The following is a 21,193-nucleotide window of genomic DNA, read 5'->3' as shown; positions in this document are numbered from 1 at the left end:
GTGATTACGGTGTTTAACATTCATATGGATGGTCTATTCAGCTCACAATTAAATACCGGAGCGCCCTCGAAATCGTTATTCCGTACTTAAGTCAGCACTGCAGTAATCCTGAATAAGGTTAACTGCCGCGCACACTTTCGAAACTTATGTTCAGCGGTGGCTCTGCTCTCGGAGCCATGCGCCGTATGATTGATATCCAAGACATACCGCCTGCGTGCGGTATGTCTTTTTTTGTGGGTAGAAACCGGTACACATGAGTAGATAACGTATTTCACTGACACTTGAAAGGAAGGGATACCACTTGTTCTCTGTACTCAAAAACCTGGCCTGGTTCTTCCGGCTGGAACGCAAACGATACCTGATTGGTGTCATTTTGCTTATTCTCGTGGGTGTAGCCGAACTGCTCCCCCCTCGTCTGCTAGGCAATGCCATTGACGAGATTGTGCGCGGTTCCATTACTGGTGCCTCACTCACACGTTACATTTTACTTATTCTAGGAACAGTCGTTATTATCTATCTAACCACGTACATATGGATGCACAAACTGTTTGGTGGTGCGAATCTGGTTGAACGCTTGTTGCGTTCACGCTTCATGGATCACCTGCTGCGGATGACCCCGCCTTTCTTTGAGAAGAACAGAACGGGAGATCTGATGGCTCGTGCGACCAACGACCTTCGTTCTATTGCCACAACAGCAGGCTTCGGCATGCTGACACTAACGGACTCAACGGCCTTTCTGGCAACCGTATTGTTCGCGATGGGTTTTCTGGTGAGCTGGAAACTGACCCTTGCTGCGATTCTGCCGCTGCCATTTATCGCGATTGCCATGATGATCTACGGGAAAGCCGTCCATCAACGTTATACCTTGGCACAAGATGCGTTCGGGGACATGAATGATCAGGTTCTTGAATCCATCGCGGGTATTCGTGTGGTTCGTGCTTATGTTCAGGAACGTCTGGACCAGAAGCGGTTTGCTGATGTCACCGAAGACGTTTATCGCAAAAACCTGGCTGTAGCCAAGATGGATGCACTGTTTGAACCTACCATTCGGCTGTGTGTCGGTCTCAGTTATGTAATTGCGTTAGCCTATGGGATATATCTCGTGTTCCACAATGAAATTACCCTCGGAGATCTCGTATCGTTCAACATGTATCTGGGGATGATGATCTGGCCTATGTTTGCCATTGGCGAACTGATTAACTTGATGCAGCGCGGCAGCGCCTCACTGGACCGGGTTAACGAAACTTTATCTGTAGAGCCTGCTGTCCAGGACGTTGATCAGCCAGCTCATATTAAGAATCCTGAAGAGATTTCGATGCAGGATGTGACATTCCGTTATCCAAGTTCCACTGTCGATAACCTTAGTCATGTCAGCTTCTCGCTTCGCCGTGGTCAGACACTCGGTGTCGTGGGACGTACGGGAAGCGGTAAGTCCACCCTGCTTAAACAGCTGCTTCATGAATACCCTGCCGGTTCCGGTACATTAAGCATATCGGGACATCCGATTCAGGAGATCGCCAAGGATGACTTACACAGCTGGATCGGTTACGTTCCGCAGGAACAAGTGCTGTTCTCCAAGTCGGTTCGTCAAAACATTCAATTCGGCAAGCCGGGTGCAAGCGATGAAGTCATTATGGAAGCCATCCGTACCGCAGCCTTTGACGGAGATTTGGGGACATTATCCGATGGACTGGATACGCTTGTTGGTGAAAAGGGAATTGCACTGTCGGGCGGACAAAAACAGCGGGTATCTCTGGCACGTGCCTTTATTGCCGATCCGGATATTCTAATCCTCGATGATGCCTTATCAGCAGTCGATGCAAGAACGGAAGCCAAAATCATTGAAAATATACGCAACAAACGCTCGGGCAAAACCACGCTGATCTCAACACACCGCCTGTCCGCCATTGAACACGCAGACCGGATCATCGTACTGGAGCACGGGAAAATTACGGAAGAAGGAACCCACCAGGAACTGCTTGCCATGAACGGCTGGTACCGTGAGCAATATGAACGGCAACAGGTGGAATCCAATCTGTCCACGTAGGAGGTCAACGTTTTGAAGTCGAATACAGGCAAAAGGCTGCTTCAATATGCCCTGAAAGCCAAAGGTACTTTTATTGCAGCATTAATCATGTTAACGATCGGTGTAGCCGCTGAGCTCGCTGGTCCGTTCATCGCCAAGTCGATGATTGACAATCATCTGCTCGCCATTGAACAGCCGTTCTATGAAACGGAGGCTTCATCCGAAGCCGCTGTATACAACGGCAAGAATTACAAACGAGAAGGCAGATTCGAAGCCGGTGAAGTGAAAGGTGCCGAGGTCAGAGTACTTCAAGCCGGCAAAAGCTTTTATTTCGTCAATGAAGCCGTAACTGCACCCGATGGGGATCGTTCATATGAGAATGGAACCTTAACGGTTACGCGTGCGGGTGAAGTGACCGGCCAATATGCGGCAGAGCCGCTTTCCGCTGGTGAACTCTTTGCTTTTTACAAACCTGAAATGCCAAGCATCTATCAATTAATTGTATATTACATGATCTTTCTCGTGATCTCGGTCATTATGGAGTTTGGTAAAACCTACTGGCTGCAATCCTCTGCAAACAAGGTCATTCAAAGGCTTCGTAATGATGTCTATGCCCATATTCAAAGGCTGCCCGTACACTTTTTTGATAATCTTCCCGCAGGTAAAGTCGTTTCTAGGGTCACAAACGATACGGAAGCTGTTAAGGATCTGTTCGTTGCCGTGCTATCGAACTTTTTCTCAGGGATCATTACGATTACAGGTGTATATGTCGCCCTCTTCCTGCTGGATTTCCGCCTCGGACTGATCTCGTTGTTCGTTGTACCGATGCTGATTCTGTGGATTGTGCTCTACCGTAAGTTCGCTACCCGTTACAATACCATTATTCGTTCACGGCTGAGTGAGATCAATGCGATCATTAATGAATCCATTCAAGGGATGTCCATTATTCGCGTATTCCGTCACCAGAAGCAGACCAAACAGGAATTCGAAGATCTGAACGACGATTATATGAAACATCAGAACAAAATGCTGAACCTGAACGCCTTCACTTCTCACAACCTGGTAAATGTACTGCGGAATATCGCATTTGCCGTTGTCCTATGGTACTTCGGCTCTGGGGTACTGGGCGGAACAAGTATCATCTCACTGGGTGTTCTGTATGCATTCGTCGATGTTCTGGGTCGTTTGTTCCAGCCGATCACCGGCATGGTCAACCAACTGGCAAACCTGGATTCCTCCCTCGTATCCGCTGGACGTGTATTTGAGCTCATGGACGAACAGGGTGAACCTGTAACCGATGGCTCGATGCCGAGGTACAAGGGAAATGTGGTATTTGACGATGTATCCTTCGCTTATAAAAAGGACTACGTGCTGAACAATATTTCGTTCAAAGCCTCCCAGGGCCAAACCGTTGCCTTGGTTGGTCATACCGGTTCGGGTAAAAGCTCGATTATTAACCTGTTATTCAGGTTCTATGATCCGCAAAAAGGCAAGATTACCATCGACGGTCAAAACGTCAAGGAATTGCCGAAACAGTGGATTCGGCAGCATATGGGGATCGTGCTTCAGGATCCATATCTGTTCACCGGCACCATTGCGTCTAACGTAAGTCTTGGAGATGAACGAATCACCCGAGCACAGATCGAGCAGGCGCTTCGTGATGTGGGAGCAGAACGGATCCTGGCACATCTGCCTCAAGGATTCGATGAACCCGTAATCGAAAAAGGAAGTACGCTGTCTGCCGGACAACGTCAATTGATTTCTTTCGCCCGAGCACTTGCCTTCGATCCGGCTATTCTTATTCTCGACGAGGCAACGGCCAATATCGATACGGAAACGGAAGCCTTGATTCAAAATGCACTGGAAGTCCTCAAAAAAGGACGGACCACATTCATCATCGCTCACCGACTCTCAACGATTCGTTCTGCTGACCAGATTCTGGTCCTGCACCGCGGTCGCATTGTGGAACAGGGTGCTCATGATGAACTGATGGAGCTTCAAGGACGATATTATCAGATGTATCAGCTTCAACAAGGGGCACAAGCGGTTGGCGGAGGAAATGAGAGCAGAAGCTCAAGTCAGGCTATTCCTACAACCCCTTCCTTGGCTGGAGGTAATCTATAACTCTTTATTCGTAAAACATTCATTGACCATACAATGTCTAAAGTTCTCTTTTCCCGCCCTGCGTGCAGACTTTCCGGTCTGCGCACAGGGCGTTTTTCTAATGTAAACAAAGCGAAGTGCACAAGGAGGTTCATAAAATGAGGAGGCGTACGATTGAAAACGGATGGACTTATCGCAGCTGCCCAGTTGTGCAAAAAGAAAAGACAACCCACATTTCGCCCGAAGGCTACTGCAGATTGTCTATCCATCCTTTTACCGTATACCCCATATATAACACAGTCTCTCGTGCCAAAAATGGAATTTGGCTGCGCCAGGTCTGATAGGCTGTCGTTTGTGTTGGAGACGGAACAGCATCCATGCCTAGCTCGCTTGCCAGCTTCATGGCCCGCTTCATATGCAGCGGGTCACTTACAATGGTATATTTCTGGTATCCTGCCTGATCCCCAATCGCAATGGTATTAACCAGGTTCTCCTCTGTAATTCTTGATTGTGTTTCGATCAGAATATCTCTGGGATCTACACCATGTTCAACTGCGTAATCCCTTCCCACTTCTGCCTCAGAGCGCTCCCCCTCACGTCCAGAACCGCCGGTAAAAATGAGTTTGGGTATTATACCCTGACGATATAATGCAATCGCATGTTCGATTCGCTCTCGAAATACAGATGAAGGACGATCCCCGTCCACAGCAGCACCAAGAATGACAGCCGCATCACTTTGTCTGGTCGATTGCTCTGATGTGTATTCCGTGATCAGCCAGGCCGTAATGAGGGTCCAGAGAATGCCTATCAGCGCCAAGAAAGTAATGGCAATGAACAGCCAGCTTCGCTTTCCTCTTCTTTTACGTTTTTGTTCCCCTACCTTGCCTTCAATCACGCTGATTCTCCTCGTCCATGCTTTGAGCATGCAAGCTCTCTGAATGCATTTGTTCAAGCCGCCGCAGCGCCGCAGCCGACTCAGCATTCAATCCAAGCTGTGCTATCCAGGCACCCGTATACTGTTGAAGGCTGATCTCAAGCTCCTGCGCACGGGATTTGAAATCCTCCAGTTCCTTGATCATGCGCGATCGTCCCTCAGGACTAAAGGTTTCGTGAATTCGTTCCTTGAAATAATGGTGCACAATGCTGTTCCGCTGCTTCCATAATTCATTCAACTGACGGGTTTCTTCATCTGAAAACGTAAAGTGATGCTTAACCTCATGAATGAGTTGCCCAAGTGAACTGCTCATTTTCCGCTCATACAGATCTTCCAGATCTTCATCGGATACAACTTTGCCTTGAGACAGCTTCATCAACAGGATCAGATTGACCAGCTGCTGCTCAAGAGCCTGTCCATAGTAAACAGCTAATCCATAGTATGCAAACAATTCTCTGGAGTGTTCGCTATCCAGCATGTCACCATGCTGCATGTCTGAGTTTTGCAAAAGCGAGCGCCCCTTTCATTCCCGTACCCATTTCCCGTTTTATGTTCCTCTATCGTAACTAAAGAAAGAGCAACATTCAAGTCGTAGGGATTAACGGCTTCTAACTCCGTAGATCACTTCTTCCAGCAAGCCATATATGAACGGAGAGCAGGATGAATGCGTACATTATAGCCCACAGGATGGGCACTAAGAGAGTTCCCCACTTCGCTTCTTCAAATAACATCATTTCACGCACAAGATAGAAAGCTGGGGGCAAGACTTTGCTTAACCATTGCAGCCAGTTTGGCAAATGACTTGCGAGTGAACCCTGCACAAATGAAAGAAGCAGCATAACAATCAAACCAGACAGACTGCGACTAAGCCGGGGAATATACGATTTTTGAAAGAAAAGACTTACAGCTAAACCCAGTAGAGATAATGCCAAATGTCCCGACCACGCCATCGTCCACTCTCCGCCAGTCGGCCGTCTCTCGAACATGCCAAACATCACAGGATACAGCACGGTGATCACCACAAGCGCACATTGCATCAGCCAGGTGCACCATAATTGGCCAAGGATAACTTTTCGTCGGTTTCCTGCATGCAGCACAAGCAATTGAATTTGCCCTGCTGGCTCTGCGTTCATTACGGTCAATCCCAGCCAGGCAGATCCAAAAAATAGAAGCATGGCCGTAACACTATAACTGTCCGCCACCGGGTTCGGCTGATATGAGTAGATCAGGAGCATGGAGATGATATACATCACAACGGGTGCAAAATACTTCTGTGAACGGATGTATTGCCTAAGCAAATACCGGGTTAGATAAATCATGGAGATTCTCCTTCCATCGTTTCCAAGCGAGAATGGGAGGAAGCAGGTTCGGCGGTGCTTTTCTTCCGATGATCGGCCGGATGATGACCTTCCAGCAAATGCTCCATATGTACTCGGCTTTCCTCTTGCAAAACAGACACAATCGAACCACCCGCCGCAATAATTTCATGGATCACATGATCGGTGGTACTGCGTTCAACTATCCAGTCCCATACTACCTTGTTGCGATCAGGCATCTCCCCATGACGATGGATCTGCAGAACACCCTCCTGTTCAACAAGTTTCGAATATGTATTGAACAGCTCCGTATTCGATCCCTTCATTAAACTCTGGACTTGGACAATGGGCTCTCCCAACTCTTTTAGATCTTCGCGTTTCCAATGCCGTAATACACGACCGTTTTGAAGCACATAGACCTGATCGGCCAAACGCTCAATAAATAGCGGTTCATGACAAGCTGTCACAATGGAGGTGCCTTCCTTCTTCCATTGCTGCAGCAGGGTTACGACCGCCTCCTGGGCAGGGAGGTCCAGGCCGGATAACGGCTCATCCAGCAGCATGAGCCCATCTGGACCTGGCAGCATCGCTTGAATCAAGTTGACCTTTTGAAGCGTTCCTTTGGATAACAAGGATAATTTCTGATCGAGCGCAGACCCAAGATAGAGTAACTCACTCAGCTCGTTTATTCGTTGTCGCAGCAGCGCAGGTCGGATGCCACGAATCCGGCCCATTTCCCACAAATATTCGTCTGAAGTGAATGGCAAACGTGGCAATCCGTCGAGCGCGTACATCTTCTTTTCTTTTATCGTCTGATACACCAAGCCATGATCAGGAACCAGGAATCCTGCCAAGGTGCGCAGCAGGGTACTTTTACCTGAACCATTTCTGCCCACCAGCACAGCGCATTCTCCAGCTTCCACATGTAAATTAATCCCGCTCAATACGGACACGCCTCCGAGTCGTTTGCTCACATGCTGAAGCGAGATACCTTCGCGCAACTTGCCTGCTTCCTCATGTTTAGTACCATCTGCTTCACAACCAGTTTTACGCTTCCCCCATTTCACAGTACATCACATCCGCTCAGGTGCCCGGACGCCGAGCAAATAGAGACTGCGGACAATACGTTCAGCTGTGCACTTGGTTAGATTCACCCGGAACGGCCGTACTTCAGCGGGGGCGTCAGCGATCCGTTCGGCGTGATAGAAACGGTTGAATGCCTGAGCCAGATCAATTGCATACTTGGCAATCACCGAAGGTTCATTGCGCCCAACGGCTTTTTCAAGATATTGCGGATAATCAGCCAATAACTTAAGCAGCGTCCAAGAAGTGTCTCCAACGGTTGCTGCACGATCTGTCACATCATTAAACTCTGTATCATTTGAGGAAGTCACTTGGCTATTTTCATTATCATTGTTCGCATCCTTCACCTTGGCAAGTACACTGTTAATCCGCGCATAGGTGTACTGCACATAAGGTCCGGTCTCCCCTTCGAAACTAACTGCACTTTCCAAAGAGAAATCCACATCATTCAGCCGGTTATTGCGCAAATCACCAAAAACAATCGCTCCTACACCTACGGCTTCCGCAACGTCCTGCGCGTTGTCCAGGTTTGGGTTCTTCTCTTCAATGATCTGTAAAGCCCGAGCAACCGCTTCATCCAGCACTTCCTGCAAAAAGACGACTTTACCGCGCCGGGTGGACATCTTCCGCCCTTCAAAGCGCATCAATCCGAACGGAATATGCTCACAGTTCGCAGCCCACTCATATCCCATCCGGGACAGTACGGCAAACACCTGTTTGAAATGCAGCTTTTGCTCTCCCCCAACGACATATAACAGCTTATCTGCCTTCATCACATCATGACGATAAACGGCTGTCGCCAAATCCCGTGTCGGATAGATGGTTGTTCCGTCTTTTTTGATAATCAGGCAAGGCGGCATATTCTCTTCCTCCAGACGCACGACTAGTGCTCCGTCGCTCTCTTCCAGCAGACCCTTGGTTTTGAGATCTTCCACAACGGCTCCCATCTTGTCATTGTAGAAGCTCTCACCGAGAGTATGATCAAATTGTACATTCAGACGTTCATACATCCGGTCAAATTCCTTCATGCTCACCTCAACAAAGAACGCCCATAACCGTCTGGCCTCTTCATCTCCCTGTTCCAGTTTGCGGAACCACTCACGTGCCTCGGTCTCCAGGGTTGGGTCATTCTCCGCTTCGTCGTGGAACCGTACATAGAGTTCAAGGGAAGTACGGATAGGTTCTGCCTGAAGCGCTTCATCGTTACCCCAGCGTTTGTAGGCAGCAATTTGTTTACCAAACTGGGTTCCCCAGTCTCCAAGATGATTAACACTCACCGGGACATATCCCGCTTCACTGTATAACCGATATAGCACTGCACCAATAACCGTTGAACGAAGATGTCCAATACCGAACGGTTTCGCGATGTTGGGAGATGACATATCAATTAATACACGTGCATCCTCGCCGATCTTGAGCTTACCGAACGAAGGTTGGTTCACCCATTCCAGTAATTCCGAGGACCACTTTTCCCGGTTAAACTGGATATTCACATAAGGCCCTGCTGCTACAACTGTAAGGTCTGCTGTCTTCAGTTCGCCGGCAATCTCCGCAGCAATCGCAGCAGGTGCTTTCTTCCGTGATTTGGCGAGTACAAAACAAGGGAATGCTGCATCCCCAAGCTCCGGTTGTGGGGGGATTTCCAAAAGCTTGAGAACCTCTTCTTCCTCCAGCCCCGTAAGAGGAGCAAGATGAGCTGCCGCTTGTTTCATTAACATAATAAACACTCCTTTATCTGATATGGATTAACAACATATAAAAATAAAAAAGCTCTCGTCTCTATAAAAGAGACGAGAGCTGATCTGACAGTTCCCGCGGTACCACTCTAGGTGAACAACCTCGTACGGCCATATGTTATATGGCGCCCGAAGCTGCTCCGCTTGGTGCGAATAACGGCCGCATGCCGGATTACCCTCATGAAGATGCTTCGTCTTTCACTCCAATAAGCATCACTTCGGATAACCATCTCACGGGTGCGGTTCACACAGGTCATGTCATACCGGCTTTCACCTGCTCCGGCTCGCTGTTAAGCATGATTCTGGTTACTCTCCCGATCACGGATATTCATCGTTTCAATTCATTGCCATCATTATACATATCGCTTATGACTTTGGCAACCTGCGGGAAATATTCTCCGATGAAGACAGCTCCGCTTCTATCATCCTATTCTGTAGGCATCCCATATGCGGTGCATGCTTTCACGTGCTCCTCATCGCAAAAATCCCCTCCTGATTGCAACGTATCCGCACATCTGGTTTGATGTACTCTGCGTTGATTTCAAGAGGGGATTGCGCCAATCATATTCAAATCCATTTGGCCGCTCATTCATGCATCTATTTAAGCTACTGCTGCCATCAAACGGCAAGCTTCTGCACATTTACGGCAAGCTTCGGCGCATGCCTGACAGTGATCGTGTTCATGTTTGCTGCATTCTGCTGCACATGCTTCGCAAGCCTTTACGCAAAGTTCGCAAATTTCAGCGATAAAATCACTTCCACGCGTCATGGCTTGAGCAGCGAAACCACAGATTTCGGCACATTCGCGGTCCAGTCGGATACAGTCACGAAGCATCGCCAGATCGTATTCTTTCAAGCTGGATATGTAACATACATTGCAAGCATTCATGCACTCCAGGCAAGCATCAATACATTGTTGATATTGTTGTTGTGTCATTTAAAGTTACCTCCCAGGCAAAGTTTGCTATGCTTCTTAATACCCAGTTCGGAGGAACCTTGAATCATCAAGCCTGATTTATGGATTCCATTTCCAGTAATTGATGACGAATAACAGCCTGGTCAAAATGCTCACCTATGAACACAGCCACATTGGGCACGTCTCCCTGAGGAGTGATTTTCATATAGTCCGATTCCCGATATGCATACTGAAACCAGAAGCGGCTAGCTGTATCACTAAAGGAGAGAATGCCCTTGGCTCGGTAAACATCCCGCGGCAATCCAGCTATAAACCGCTCAAAAGCTTCGCTGTTCACCGGTTGGTTGAAATAGTGCGTATACACCATAACATGCTCATGTGATGCGTGCGGGGTGTGATTTTCATGATGATGTTCATGGTGATGTTCATGACTATGACCACAACCATGCTCTGAACATGCCTCAGTATGGACATGCTCTGTCGCAGCCTCTTGATGATCCGATTCAGCTGCAGCCTGATAGGCATGCACACCCTCCCCACTTTGAAGGAGCATATCCATGTCGACTTCACATCTCACGGCTTGAATAACCGGGGCAAAACCGTTCCACTTCGTGAGCAGCTGCTGCAGATCACTTATTTCCTGTTCACCAACCCGGTCTGTTTTGTTCAGAATCAGTACCGAGGCACAGCGAATCTGCTCCTGCATCAGCTTGAACGTCTGTCCCTTCTGCTCTTGGTACAAGCCAGACAGATGTGCTGCATCCACAACGGTAATCAGACTTTTCAGCTCAAGACGCATATACAGGGACGTCTCTGTCACGGCATCCAGAATTTCCATCGGGTTGGCTGCTCCCGTCGCTTCAATGACAATGACATCCGGCGACTCCTCCTGCACAAGATCAGCAAGCTGAAGTCCCAGGTCTCCTCGAACCGTACAACAGATGCAGCCCCCGAGCATTTCGGTCATGGGTACTTCAGCATCTACCACCTGACCATCGAGGTTTACCTCACCAAGCTCGTTCATGACTACTGCAGGACGCAAGCCTGCTTGCTGCCAATGTTCAATCAACTGCACAAGAAGCGTCGTTTTTCCGCTCCCCAAAAAACCTGACAATATATATACGGGTACAGACTTTTCTTTTTCACTCGTTACACTCATTGCTATACACCTCTCTGGCTGACCATTGTGTGAAACATACTAGTTCTATATCTTGCGAGTGTACACCATCCTGCATTCAATGTGCAATATGGAGCAATTCTTTCCGGCCGCGCATTGCCTGAAACTGCCGAATGGTCTATGCTATGAGAAAATATGGATTAGGAGGGTGTCTCATGACCAACTCAGTGGAACAACATCGTCAAGAAGCACCGGACAAGGTCTCTTGCATGATTGTCACCGTATCCGATACCCGCACCAAAGACACGGATACCAGCGGACAACTCATGCATCAACTGCTGACCGAGGCAGGATATGAAATAGCCGAATATATCATTACGCCAGACGAAACCGAGCGTATCCGCACCATTCTGCAGGATGCAGCCGTACGGGATGATATTGAAGCCGTACTGCTCAGTGGGGGTACCGGGATTGCTCCCAGAGATACAACGTATGAAGCCGTATCCTCCCTGCTTGACAAGGAACTGCCCGGCTTTGGTGAAATCTTTCGTTTCCTCAGTTATACCGAGGATATCGGTTCAGCTGCGATTCTGAGCAGAGCCGTAGCCGGAACGATTGGACGTACGGCTGTTTTCTCAATGCCGGGCTCCAAAGGTGCAGTCAAGCTTGCAATGGAAAAAATCATTATTCCAGAGCTGCGGCATGTGATGCGCGAAATATACAAACCCGTCTGAATCATCAGACGGGTTTGTTATTTTTTATCCATTTATTTAATTCATCCCATGAATGAACAACTAAGTTTGACGATGCTGCTGCTTTTCCTGCCTTTGGGATCAGTTCAACTGATTCAGAACATGCTGAAACACTTGGGTTACCTTTTCTTCATAAATGTCCTTCTCTCCACCTGAAGCGGTGTATACAAGTGACACATACCCTTTGCTTCGAATCGTTGTTTGGCCAAGTGCATTTTCAATCACTGCCTGCTCGTCAGAAATCCCGTACATTTCTTTCATTCGTGCGGTTCGTGTGTCCGGATCACCAAAAATGTGAACCTTCACAATATGTCGGCCGCTGCCATTCAGCAGGTACATATAGGAGATTCCACCTTCGCCATCATCTGCGGACATGTTGTTCATTAACTTGATGTCTTTGGTGGCAAAAGCTTTATCCAGCTCCTGTATCAGTGGTCCGTTTAAGCCGTGTCCCTGACTCTTGGCTCTCATGTTGCCCTCTTCCGTAGCTTGCCCACTGTACACCTTTCGCTCCTGCTGAACTGATTCATTTGAACAGGCAATAAGCGATCCCAGGCATAGTACGATCATAACTCCAGCAAACAAGGACCTCGAACCTCTTTCTACTGCCCACCGCGTTCCTTCTTTTTCAACACGCATACGTTCCCTTCCTTTCGCACCACTTCTTGCTTCGTGGCAATCTTAGGTAGGATTAGCATGTCTAGGAGAAAAGAATCTTATTCGGTTGGTATGTCTGCCAACGTATTTACCACGGTACGACCGACCGCGCCACCCTGCAAAATGTTCTCCAGCGTGTGTGGCAGCTGTGCCCAGGTGATCTCCTGAATGCCCAGCTCCAGCGCACGATCCGGCTTCCAATCCCCGCCAAGGAGGTTCCACAAGCGTTCCCGTCTCTCCATCGGACAATACACTGAATCAATCCCGATTAACTGAATGCCCCGTATGATAAACGGAAATACGGTAGATTCAAACCGGGATCCAGCAGTCAATCCGGATACAGCAACGGCACCACCATATTGAACCTGTTTCAGGCGTTCGGCCAGTGCCGGGCCTGCAGCAGGATCCACAACCCCTGCCCACAGCTGTTTGCCCATCGCCCCTTTGGCCGGAGCGTCAGCTTCTTCGCGTGTAATAACGTGTGAGGCTCCAAGATCTATAAGCAGCTTCTCCTGCTCTTTCTTTTTTCCGGTACTAGCTGTTACTTCAAAGCCAAGCTTCGCCAGAATGGCCACGGCCATACTCCCAACGCCGCCGGTTGCTCCCGTAACCAAAATCTTGCCCATGTCTGGTGTAACCCCTGCCTGAAGTAAAGCATCTACCGACAACGCCGCCGTAAAGCCAGCTGTACCGATTGCCATCGCTTCCTTCTCGCTGAGACCTGGTGGCAGCGGAACCAGCCACTCGCTCCGTAGACGAGCGTATCTGCTGTAGCCTCCAAAATGAGACACCCCTGGCTCAAAGCCTGTGCTGATCACCCGGTCACCCGGGGCAAATCGTCCACTTACGGACTCTTCTACCATACCTGCCAAGTCGATGCCAGGTACCATGGGATATTCACGAACAACTCCGCCTTTTTCGATTGTAGCGAGTCCATCCTTATAATTGACACTGGAATACTGTACTTGCACAGTCACATCTCCATTCGGCAGATCTTCTTTTTTCAACTGTTCTACCGCTGCCTTAACTCCGCCTTGTTCTTGACTTCGAACGACATATGCCGGAAACGTATTCTCCATGTAAATCCTCTCCTTATGTTTGGTGATTTTTCTGATCTTAAGCTGTACTTCTTCTATCCACTAGCAAATACACGAGCGGTCCAATCAGTGGCACCAATCCTGTTAATGCCCATACACGCGATCTGCGGCTGAACACGGCATCCCTATAGATTGCAATAACGGAGAGCAGTGTCAGCACAACAAAATCAATCGTCATAATATGTACAAAGGAAGATTGCCTGAATGCTTCCATATATACAGCCGGATGGCCTTGAATGAATCCGTAGCATGCCGTACCCAACGTCAACAATAAAAGTATACCATACGTCAGTTTGTGTCCTGCAATCCGCCCAATGATAGATCTGCGACGATAGCCAAAATGAAGCTGTTCCGTTCCCCGTCTACTCCGCTTTGGTGACGACCATGCGAAATAAGGAAGCAGGGCAAAGGCTCCCAAGCCAAAAGACAAGAGCACGAACGGCCAAACAGGCATACGGCTTCCACGCTCATTGGCAGGTGTTTTCAACAGGAGACATGCAAAGATCGCTGGATAAATGCCCAGCCATGAGAACACGGTCATCAACCATGCTTCCTTGCTCTGCAGCGTAATCAGCTCTCTGAACACAGGATCGCTCCCCACCTGCTTTCCAGGCGCCCAAATCCATGCATATGCCAAGAAGGCAAGCCAGATCATTCCCAAGATCCATTTCACGATGAACACCTCCCTCAATTTTTCATCCCCCGAGGCTGCAGGCTTGAAACAGAAAACGTACGATTCTAGAATTGCTCGCGAATTGGATTCTGTCCGTGATGTCCATGTGCCACTCCTTAAGACTATGCAGATCCATAATTTCTGAACGATGTAGAATTTTGACGTCTTTTACCATTTCCCGAGAAATAATGAAGCCATGTCCAATTACATTCTATCTTCAATCCTTAGTATACTGCGACTCCTAGACCATCTGTCATGAAGTTGGACACAGCCGCATGAATTCATAAAACCAAGCCTGCTGCAGTCGATGAACGGCTGCAGAACAAATCTGAAACCAAAAAGGCATAACTCGGTAAATATACCGATTATGCCTTCTTCTGTTCTCATTCCTCTGTAAATTGTACGTGTTCAGCAATCAGCTTCTGCTTCATATTCCATGCGGCCGGACTGATGTTCACACGGTAAATCTCCGGATTGAGTTTACGCAAATACTCTGGCCAGAACAGATCCATCTGTTCACGATGGTATCTGCGGATTTCATCCAGGGTAGGCAGATCATATACTTTCAACCCATTCACAAAGATTGGTTCAAGCATATTTACCGCTTCATAGCGCGTTACGGTCTTTTTGAGATACGGGTGTAGCGGGTTGAACAGCTTGAGCGGCCCGCCCTGAAGCGGCTGTTCTTCTCCAGGATAGCAGATATAGTCTGCAATGGCCTTGCCATGCTTCGGATCAATGATCCGGAATACTTCTTTTTTGCCTGGGGTGGATACCTTCTCGGGGTTGGCCGATATTTTGATCGTTGGCAGCATCGCACCATCCACTTCACGTTCGACCAGTTTGTAAACACCGCCAAGGGATGGCTGATCGGATGCTGTAATCAGCTGTGTACCCACGCCCCATGTATCGATGCGAGCGCCCTGAGCTTTCAGGTTGAAGATCGTGTTCTCATCCAGGTCATTGGACGCCACAATTTTAACGTAATCCAGTCCTGCCTCATCCAGCATTTGACGTGCCTGAATGGACAGGTAGGCAAGGTCACCGCTATCCAGACGGATGGCATTCATTTTCTTGCCCTGGCTTTCGAGCATTTTGGCGGTTTTGATCGCATGAGGTACTCCACTGTTCAGGGTATCAAAGGTATCTACGAGCAAGGTCACCTGATCGGGCAGCACTTTGGCATAGACGTCAAACGCCTCCTGCTCACTCATGAAACTCTGTACCCAAGAGTGGGCATGTGTTCCTGCTGTCGGAATGCCAAAACGTTCTCCTGCCAGCATGTTGGACGTTGCATGGAATCCCGCGACATATGATGCCCGAGCACCCCATATGGCTGCATCAGCTTCCTGAGCCCGCCTGGTTCCGAATTCTAGCAGCGTGTCCTGACTCGCCACCTGTTTGATCCGCGACGCCTTCGTTGCAATCAACGTCTGATAGTTCATGAAGTTAAGTATTGCCGTCTCCACCAGTTGGGTCTCCATAATGGAGCCTTCTACCCGAATGAGCGGTTCATCAGGGAAAACGAGCGCACCTTCCTTCATGGAATGAATTGTCCCCTGAAATGAAAACTGGAGCAACTCTTCCAGAAAGACCGGATCGTAATTTTCCTCTTGTTTGGATAAATACTTGATGTCTTCCATGGTGAAGCGAAGCTGGCTGATATAGTTCACAATCCGTTCCAATCCGGCGAATACGGCATAACCGTTACCAAAAGGAAGCTTGCGGAAATAGGCTTCAAACACCGCTTTTCGTTTGTGAGTTCCATTCACCCAGTGTGCATACATCATATTAATTTGATATTTATCCGTATGTAAAGCCAGGCTAGTCGTCTGCATTTGTCTCATCCTCTCTGACTTCCGCTCGTTACACAAGTGTATCCTGTGCACTCGGGTCAACATGTGGAGACTCCTTACTTTTGTATCAGAACATGTGTAAGGATACGAGTCTCCGGATTATTTCCTGCTCATCATCATTTTATTAACACCATCGCTGAACCCAGGCTAAGCCCTTGCAAGTACGGTCTCACTGGCCTTAATGACCTGAGCCCCAAGGCTTGATTGAAAATGTCCGAGTGCCCATTCATGTCCCGCCGGGTTGAAGCTGGCAACGGCATCTTCATACACCGTAATGTGAAAACCTTTGTTGTACGCATCCACTGCCGTATGCAGAACGCAAATATCCGTACATACCCCAATCAGTGCAATGTCTGTAATCCCGCGTTCACGCAGCCTGAGTTCCAGGTCTGTACCACAGAATGCGCTGTATCTTGTTTTGTCCATCCACCGAATATCTTCATGACGTTCCTGCATCACCTGTGCCAGACGGCCATATAGCTGCCTTCCCTCAGTCCCTCTAACATTATGCGGTGGGAAAAGAGCCGTTTCCGGATGGTACGGATCACTCTCTTCATGCAGATCAACTGCCATGATGACTTCATGCTTATTATTACAATATGCTTCCGTTATCGCGGCAACTGTCTCCTCAATCTCGATCGCAGGCTGGCCTACAGGCAAGGATCCGTCTACGAAATCACGGGTAAAATCAATCACAATCAGTGCTTTCATCGTCCACACTCCCTTTTGAGAAATAGGTTGGGTTGATCCAGATACACTCCTTAATGATGAACCTTCCGAAATTAAGTATAGATCGACAGACGGGGTACAAGTTCCGTGAAACGATAAAGCTGTGCCGGACGCTGTGAGTACTGGTTGGAGCTTAGCAGGTTCCCTTCTTCGTCTCGCACCTCTTCCACAATCCCTTTTCGACTGCGAGTGGAAGTGATTTTCCGAATGAAGTTTGGTTCTTCAAAATCTGGTACCACACTCTGAATGACCTGGTATAATTCGCTTAACGTAAAATCACGCGGCAGAAACTGTCTTGCAATCGTCGTTTCCAGCATCTGCTGCTGTATGCGGCGATATGCATCCTCAATGATTGTCCGGTGATCAAAGGCAAGCTCCAGCTCCTGCAATGCTTCCTGTATGGTAAACAGGCCTACATCTTCAGCATCATCTGCCGCCTGGCGATGCTCCAGCATCCATTCTTCTACAAGCGCGAAAAATGCATGAGAGATGATCCATCCCCTCGGATCACGCCCGGGTTGACTATATACATTTAGATATTCCAGATGTCCGCCGTCGACACCGGTCTCCTCCATTAGCTCCCGCTTAGCAGCATCATAGATGGACTCATTTTCCTGACAGAATCCACCGGGCAAAGCCCAGCGACCTGCAAAAGGCCAGCCTTTGCGCTTGATCAGCATCACTTTCAGTTCACGAATGGGAAGTGTCTTGGTTACCGTCTTGCGTTCTCTCTTGGTTAAGGTGAACATCACGATATCCGCAGGAACGCCATCGGGGGTACGATATTTCTTGGAACTATAGGCAAGTGCTGCCTGTTCATCGTTCTCTTCATTGACGTGTTCGTAGTTTTCGCTCATGGGCACCACCGACTACTTTCATTTTGATAATCTCATTATGACATAATTATGCCGTTTGTCAACCTTTGGATTCTGTGCTTGGTGTTTTTGATCGTGCTACACGGAATGTGGCTGTTGCCATACATCCCAATGTACCTGATGCATCACGAATTTCCGCTTGAGCGGTGAGGCTCCGTCCGGCTTGGTGCAGCACCGTTGCTGTCACCATTAACTCCCCCTGTTTCATCGGTGCCAGAAAATGCACATTCAGATTGGTCGTCACGCAGCTGTCCACGGCCATTGCTGCAGTGGCTACCATCCCCATCGCTTGATCCATCAGGGAAGTAAGCACTCCGCCGTGAATAATCCCCATCGAATTCGTATGATGTTCGCCAGCCGTTAATGCGATCTGTACTTCCTTTTCATTTCCTTTGATATAACGACAACCCAGGAACCCCCAGAATCGTTCACTGCCCTCTTCGACCATTTTATCCAAAATATCCATTTTCCATTTCCCCTTTGTTGCACATTAATGTTATCGACTAAGTTGTCTATAATTTTTATTGCACCTGTAATTCTGCTGCGGACTCTCGGATGCTATCTCCTTCATACCGTTGGTCATTACTAATAAGCCTGCTCTTGCCAGCCTGGTCTTATTCCTGTTAGGCGTTCGTCAACCGTACACGCACAAAAGAACCCCACTGCGTGGAGCTCTTCGAAATGTATTTCAAGATCGATTGTGTTAGCTCCCTCTTCCTATAAGTCAAAAAAGGCACGGACCGCGTCCGCACCCTTCTTGTCCATTAACCGCAGCTGGTCGGAGGTGAATCCGTGCCTGCCTCCACATTCACTTTTTCGGAAACGGTATCCCGAATGACAGAGATGACAAGTTGAAGCAGGTAGTTGATATCGCTTTGGCTCTGCTGGAACTCGGTTACCAATGGGATGCTGTCCAGTTCATCCTGCAATTCTTCAATTTCCTGTTCAATTTTGCTGACCATCTCAGCATTTTTGAAGCTTTCGAAGGCAACGATCTCCTTCTGTTTCTTCTTGATTGTTGCAATCAATTGCTGGATACGCTCATGATCGCGAATTTTGGACTCAGCCTGTTGGAAATGTCTTACTTCCTCGCTTGTGCCGAGCATATCAGCCAATTCTTTGGCTTTTCCCATAATGTCGTCGCGTATGACCAGATTGCGCGTATCGTAGGTAGGCATTCCATAATGGTTGTACTGCACTTCTTCTTCCTGCGCCACTGAAATCGCTCCATTTCTATGAGATATTATAAGATGAATGTTTATTTTCGCATCAGCCGCTCCGATTACATTGCCATCTTTCAATCGCTGTTACCCCCGGATTTTCTGAACTAATTTTCATAGGGTAAAATCCGGTTGTAAAGGCGAACGCTACGCTTTTCCAGATTGGCACTGCACTCTCCACTACGTGCAAACCCAACATTCATCTTATTCGGTTGTGTTGAGTATTACTGATTAGCGGCTACCGGCTCGGTAAGCAGGTTGCCACGGATATAAAAAGTCATCGGATCGGTAATTTCCACGTTCACAAAAGTACCAATCAATTCTTTGGGTCCTTCGAAATGTACCAGCTTATTACTGCGTGTACGTCCTGCCAGGACGTTGGAATTCCGCTTGCTCTCACCCTCGACGAGCACTTCAACGATCTTGCCACGCTGCTGTTCATTGCTTCTGTGGCTGTATTCGTTGATGGTTTCATTCAGGCGTTTCAAACGTTCCTTCTTCACTTCCATCGGCACGTTATCCTCCATCACCGCAGCAGGCGTACCTTCGCGAGGAGAATAGATAAAGGTATAAGCAAAGTCATACCCTACTTCGCGCACCAGTGACAACGTGTCTTCGAACTGCTCATCTGTCTCACCTGGGAAACCCACGATAATGTCCGTGGTCAGAACGACATTAGGGATCGCTCTCTTAATCTTATCCGCCAGCTGGAGATAGTGTTCACGGCTGTACTTACGGCTCATGCGCTTCAACACTTCCGTGCTACCAGACTGTACTGGCAAGTGGATATGTTCCACCAGGTTTCCGCCCTTGGCAAGCACCTCAATCAGTCGATCATCGAAATCACGAGGGTGACTGGTTGTAAACCGCACACGCGGAATGTCGATTTTGCGAATATCGTCCATCAGGTCACCGAAGCTGTATTTCAGATCCGTAAAATCCTTGCCATAAGCATTCACGTTCTGCCCCAGCAATGTGATTTCCTTGAATCCCTGTCTTGCCAGCTCACGAACCTCGGCGATTACATCTTCCGGTCTGCGACTGCGCTCTTTCCCCCGTGTAAATGGAACGATGCAATATGTACAGAATTTGTCACAGCCATACATGATATTCACCCAGCCGCGCATGCCTTCACGTTTCTTCGGCAGGTTCTCGATAATGTCGCCTTCCTTGGACCAAACCTCAACAACCATTTCCTTGCTGAAGAGTGCTTCCTGAATCAGATGTGGCAATCGGTGAACGTTATGCGTACCAAAGATCATATCCACAAAGCCATGCTTTTGCATGATCCGGTTCACGACACCTTCTTCCTGAGACATGCACCCGCATACGCCAAGCAGCAGTCCTGGACGCTCCGTTTTCAGCGTTTTGAGGTGACCCAGCTCACCAAACACCTTATCTTCCGCATTTTCACGGATGGCACATGTGTTCAGCAATATAATGTCCGCTTCTTTGCGGTCCTCGGTTGCCTGATAACCCATGGATTCCAGGAGTCCCTTAATGGTCTCGGAATCATGCTCGTTCATCTGACAGCCGTACGTGTATACGATATAGTGTTTGCCTTTACCAATCGTTTTCAGTTCATCCGGCACTGCATTCTCATAGAGCACCTGAACGTCTTCCTTGCCCCGTTGTTTCTCCTGACGATGATTAGGCTCCGACTTGATGTTGATCTCACGGCCCCGAATTCGAATCTTTTTGCTGAATTCATCTTGCGAAATTACTTTGGCATCGGAGAAATCAAAATACTGGGAGTAATCCTTTTTTGAGTCTTTAGCCATTTCCTTCGGTCACTCCTTACAGCCTCTATTAATAAAAGTTTCAAGTTCTTAAGACAACACGCTGCATCAGGCAGTTGTATATACGTTCGATATGAGCAGCAACCTCTACAAAAAAAGTCACCATCTCATATTTCTAACTTCGTTATCTCTCTTGGATTCTTATCGATTTCATGCAATATGCACCAAAAGAGCATTACATCAAATTATAACATGAACTGGGCTGTAATTCCACATTCCAAGCCGCCATTGATTTAACTATCCTACCATACAAACTCTGCGTCATACGTGACACAAAATACACAAAAACCCGAGCACAACCCCC

General features: G+C 48.2%; 19 protein-coding genes. 3 read left to right on the top strand and 16 right to left on the bottom strand.

Going from position 1 to position 21,193, the window contains the following annotated elements; translation table 11 throughout:
- The first annotated feature begins 301 nt into the window (after nt 1–301).
- On the top strand, nt 302–2,047 hold the full coding sequence (locus F4V51_RS11535; RefSeq protein ID WP_153978060.1) for an ABC transporter ATP-binding protein: 1,746 nt from the start codon (nt 302–304) through the stop codon (nt 2,045–2,047).
- Between the two features lie 12 nt (nt 2,048–2,059).
- Nucleotides 2,060–4,150 carry an ABC transporter ATP-binding protein gene (locus F4V51_RS11530; RefSeq protein WP_153978059.1) on the top strand — a complete coding sequence of 697 codons (2,091 nt, stop codon included), beginning with the start codon at nt 2,060–2,062 and terminating at the stop codon, nt 4,148–4,150.
- 226 nt (nt 4,151–4,376) lie between these two features.
- Here the strand turns inward: F4V51_RS11530 and F4V51_RS11525 are convergent, their stop codons facing one another.
- From F4V51_RS11525 to F4V51_RS11495, 7 genes are all read right to left on the bottom strand, one after another.
- On the bottom strand, nt 4,377–5,024 hold the full coding sequence (locus F4V51_RS11525) for a YdcF family protein (RefSeq protein WP_162009924.1): 648 nt from the start codon (nt 5,022–5,024) through the stop codon (nt 4,377–4,379).
- Nucleotides 5,017–5,571, bottom strand: coding sequence for a hypothetical protein (locus F4V51_RS11520; RefSeq protein WP_236146739.1), 555 nt, complete (start codon nt 5,569–5,571; stop codon nt 5,017–5,019). Before F4V51_RS11520 ends, F4V51_RS11525 begins: the two co-directional genes overlap by 8 nt.
- A gap of 100 nt (nt 5,572–5,671) precedes the next feature.
- On the bottom strand, nt 5,672–6,382 hold the full coding sequence (locus F4V51_RS11515) for a hypothetical protein (protein ID WP_153978057.1): 711 nt from the start codon (nt 6,380–6,382) through the stop codon (nt 5,672–5,674).
- Complete coding sequence (locus F4V51_RS11510; protein WP_153978056.1) at nt 6,379–7,446, bottom strand: ATP-binding cassette domain-containing protein; 1,068 nt, start codon at nt 7,444–7,446, stop codon at nt 6,379–6,381. The genes F4V51_RS11515 and F4V51_RS11510 overlap by 4 nt, the downstream gene beginning before the upstream one ends.
- 6 nt (nt 7,447–7,452) lie before the next feature.
- Nucleotides 7,453–9,180, bottom strand: coding sequence for an arginine--tRNA ligase (gene argS, locus F4V51_RS11505; RefSeq protein ID WP_153978055.1), 1,728 nt, complete (start codon nt 9,178–9,180; stop codon nt 7,453–7,455).
- A 619-nt stretch (nt 9,181–9,799) separates the two neighbouring features.
- A complete protein-coding gene (locus tag F4V51_RS11500; RefSeq protein WP_095287680.1) occupies nt 9,800–10,135 on the bottom strand; it encodes a four-helix bundle copper-binding protein in 336 nt (111 codons plus the stop codon).
- Between the two features lie 67 nt (nt 10,136–10,202).
- The gene (locus F4V51_RS11495; protein ID WP_153978054.1) at nt 10,203–11,273 is read right to left on the bottom strand and encodes a CobW family GTP-binding protein; all 1,071 of its coding nucleotides are present in this window, start codon (nt 11,271–11,273) and stop codon (nt 10,203–10,205) included.
- 173 nt (nt 11,274–11,446) lie between these two features.
- On the opposite strand from F4V51_RS11495, the gene F4V51_RS11490 reads away from it, so the two are divergent.
- On the top strand, nt 11,447–11,965 hold the full coding sequence (locus F4V51_RS11490; protein WP_095287682.1) for a MogA/MoaB family molybdenum cofactor biosynthesis protein: 519 nt from the start codon (nt 11,447–11,449) through the stop codon (nt 11,963–11,965).
- 99 nt (nt 11,966–12,064) lie between these two features.
- On the opposite strand, the gene F4V51_RS11485 is transcribed toward F4V51_RS11490, so the two are convergent.
- From F4V51_RS11485 to miaB, 9 genes are all read right to left on the bottom strand, one after another.
- Nucleotides 12,065–12,622, bottom strand: coding sequence for a hypothetical protein (locus F4V51_RS11485; RefSeq protein WP_153978053.1), 558 nt, complete (start codon nt 12,620–12,622; stop codon nt 12,065–12,067).
- 77 nt (nt 12,623–12,699) lie between these two features.
- The gene (locus F4V51_RS11480) at nt 12,700–13,719 is read right to left on the bottom strand and encodes an acrylyl-CoA reductase family protein (RefSeq protein WP_153978052.1); all 1,020 of its coding nucleotides are present in this window, start codon (nt 13,717–13,719) and stop codon (nt 12,700–12,702) included.
- Between the two features lie 37 nt (nt 13,720–13,756).
- Nucleotides 13,757–14,410, bottom strand: a complete 654-nt coding sequence (locus F4V51_RS11475; protein ID WP_153978051.1) for a hypothetical protein — start codon at nt 14,408–14,410, stop codon at nt 13,757–13,759.
- A 383-nt stretch (nt 14,411–14,793) separates the two neighbouring features.
- Complete coding sequence (locus F4V51_RS11470; RefSeq protein WP_153978050.1) at nt 14,794–16,248, bottom strand: nicotinate phosphoribosyltransferase; 1,455 nt, start codon at nt 16,246–16,248, stop codon at nt 14,794–14,796.
- Between the two features lie 165 nt (nt 16,249–16,413).
- Nucleotides 16,414–16,977: a cysteine hydrolase family protein gene (locus F4V51_RS11465; RefSeq protein WP_153978049.1), complete on the bottom strand. Its 564-nt coding sequence runs from the start codon at nt 16,975–16,977 to the stop codon at nt 16,414–16,416.
- A 71-nt stretch (nt 16,978–17,048) separates the two neighbouring features.
- Nucleotides 17,049–17,852, bottom strand: coding sequence for an NUDIX hydrolase (locus F4V51_RS11460; protein WP_095287688.1), 804 nt, complete (start codon nt 17,850–17,852; stop codon nt 17,049–17,051).
- A 58-nt stretch (nt 17,853–17,910) separates the two neighbouring features.
- Complete coding sequence (locus F4V51_RS11455) at nt 17,911–18,336, bottom strand: PaaI family thioesterase (protein ID WP_153978048.1); 426 nt, start codon at nt 18,334–18,336, stop codon at nt 17,911–17,913.
- Between the two features lie 298 nt (nt 18,337–18,634).
- Nucleotides 18,635–19,048, bottom strand: coding sequence for a YlbF/YmcA family competence regulator (locus F4V51_RS11450; RefSeq protein ID WP_095287792.1), 414 nt, complete (start codon nt 19,046–19,048; stop codon nt 18,635–18,637).
- Nucleotides 19,049–19,314: 266 nt separating this feature from the next.
- Nucleotides 19,315–20,871 carry a tRNA (N6-isopentenyl adenosine(37)-C2)-methylthiotransferase MiaB gene (gene miaB, locus F4V51_RS11445; RefSeq protein WP_127536216.1) on the bottom strand — a complete coding sequence of 519 codons (1,557 nt, stop codon included), beginning with the start codon at nt 20,869–20,871 and terminating at the stop codon, nt 19,315–19,317.
- Between the last annotated feature and the right edge of the window lie 322 nt (nt 20,872–21,193).

This window comes from Paenibacillus xylanilyticus (assembly GCF_009664365.1).
Lineage (GTDB): Bacteria > Bacillota > Bacilli > Paenibacillales > Paenibacillaceae > Paenibacillus > Paenibacillus xylanilyticus_A.
This window is presented reverse-complemented; position numbering and strand designations above follow the sequence as displayed.